Origin of the sequence: Bacillus sp. JJ1521 (assembly GCF_036965165.1) — a bacterium.
Taxonomy (GTDB): domain Bacteria; phylum Bacillota; class Bacilli; order Bacillales; family Bacillaceae_L; genus Ferdinandcohnia.
Genome location: NZ_JBALOX010000041.1, coordinates 21,274 through 23,441 on the forward strand (window position 1 = coordinate 21,274; position 2,168 = coordinate 23,441).

The 2,168-nt window shown below is 37.1% G+C and carries 2 protein-coding genes; both read left to right on the plus strand.

Annotation, left to right across the window (positions count from 1 at the left end; all coding sequences use genetic code 11):
* Positions 1–125: 125 nt before the first annotated feature.
* Positions 126–1,094, plus strand: a complete 969-nt coding sequence (gene hflK, locus V7147_RS07365) for an FtsH protease activity modulator HflK (RefSeq protein ID WP_335367203.1) — start codon at positions 126–128, stop codon at positions 1,092–1,094.
* On the plus strand, positions 1,091–2,020 hold the full coding sequence (hflC, locus tag V7147_RS07370; RefSeq protein WP_335367204.1) for a protease modulator HflC: 930 nt from the start codon (positions 1,091–1,093) through the stop codon (positions 2,018–2,020). The genes hflK and hflC overlap by 4 nt, the downstream gene beginning before the upstream one ends.
* Positions 2,021–2,168 lie beyond the last annotated feature (148 nt).

Consider the following 2,168-nt stretch of genomic DNA (forward strand, 5'->3'; position numbering starts at 1 on the left):
TGACCCACTTCCTGTGGGCCCAAAATCTGGGCGCAAATACGCAAAGGCGTATTTGATAAAAATCTGAAACCTTTTTGTATTATAATCGTATAAAACTATGTAGATATAAATTGAGGGGGGAAAGCATGGTTAGTTTGAAACAAATTTATACTATTGTTGGACTAAGTGTGCTCGTTTTGATTTTAGGTGTAATTGGATTTACATCCTGGTATACCGTTGATGAATCAGAGCAAGCAATTATTTTAACGTTTGGGAAAGCAGATGAAGGGATTACAGAGCCAGGACTTCATTTTAAAATGCCATGGCCAATCCAAGATGTAGAAACACTACCAAAGACAACGTACAGTTTACAGTTTGGTTATGACCAAAAGGACGGCGAGATCACCGATGTGCCAAAGGATACGAAAATGATTACCGGTGATGAAAATATTGTTCTCGCTGATATGGTTGTTCAATGGCAAATTACCGATCCTTCAAAGTTTTTATTTAATTCAGCGGATCCAGAGCAAATTTTATATAATTCTACTTCTGCATCTTTAAGAAGTATTATCGGAAGTTCTAAAATTGATGATGCCCTAACATCCGGTAAAGCAGAAATTGAAGCAGAGGTAAGAGATTTATTAACTGCTCTTTTAGAAAAATATGATATTGGAATCTCAGTGACGGCAGTTAAATTACAGGATGTTGAATTACCAAATGATGAGGTTCGTAAGGCATTTACAAATGTAACGGATGCTCGTGAAACAAGAAATACAAAAGTAAACGAAGCAACCAAATACCGTAACCAAAAATTAAATGAAGCAAAAGGGGAGCAAGAAGCCCTTATTTCTCGTGCCAATGGGGATAAAGCGGCCCGTATCGAAATCGCGCGTGGGGATGTTGCGACATTTAATGCATTATACACTGAATATGCTAAAAATCCTGAGATTACAAGAAAACGTCTCGTTCTTGAAACCTTGGATCAAGTGTTACCTAATACCGAGATTTATATTATGAAGGATGACGGCAATACAATGAAGTACTTGCCAATTCGTCCAGCTGGAAGCCAAGCGCAGGTTCCTCCTGTACAAACAGAAGGGAGCGGTAACCAATGAGTGAAAATGTTGTGGATTTAAACGAAAAAAAGAGTTCCAATAAATATAGTAAATACACAAAGGGTGGAATCTTCCTACTTGTTGCTATTATTTTAATTGGAATTATCTTGGTTAATATATTTATTGTAAGAGAAGGCGAATACAAGGTCGTTCGTCAATTCGGAGAAGTTGTGCGAATTGTAGAAACACCAGGGCTTTCTTATAAAATTCCATTTATCCAGTCTGTTGAAACATTACCAAAATATCAAATGATTTATGATGTTCAAGAAGCAGAAATAAATACAAAAGATAAAAAGCGAATGATGATCGATAATTATGCGATTTGGCGTATTGAAAATCCGAAACAAATGATATCTACAACTAGAACAGTTGTTAACGCTGAAGCAAAGCTTGATGAGTTCGTCTATTCTGCCATTCGAACAGAGCTTGGTCAATTAAACTATGATGAGATTATTAACGATGAGAAATCGGAACGAGGAAGTCTTAATGACCGAATCACAGAAATCGTTAATAAAAACCTTGAGGAAGACAAATATGGAATCGTTGTAACGGATATTCGTATGAAGCGTACGGATTTACCAGCTGAAAACGAACAATCCGTATATACAAGAATGATTTCCGAGCGTGAGTCAACAGCGCAAAACTATCTCTCAGAAGGAGATGCAGAGAAAAATAAAATCGAGGCAAAAACGGATATGGAAGTAAAAGAAATCATTGCTAAAGCACAAGCAGATGCTGAGGTTATTCGAAGCCAAGGGGAAGGAGAAGCAGCCAGAATCTACAATGATTCCTTCTCAAAGGACCCAGAGTTTTACAACCTGTTCCGTACATTAGAATCCTATAAAACTACAATTGACGGGGAAACAGTGATTATTTTACCAGCTGACTCTCCATACGCAAGATTGTTAATGGGTTATACTGAATAACATGAATATGTAGCCGTTATTTTTCATTCTGTTCACGACATGCTAAAATGAACAGAGGAAGTAACGGCTATTTTTTATGCCTAAGAAATAAATTTTTACATAGTTTTTGATGTCTAGCTCCAGGAGCCAGCGGCTCGAGGTCATAAGC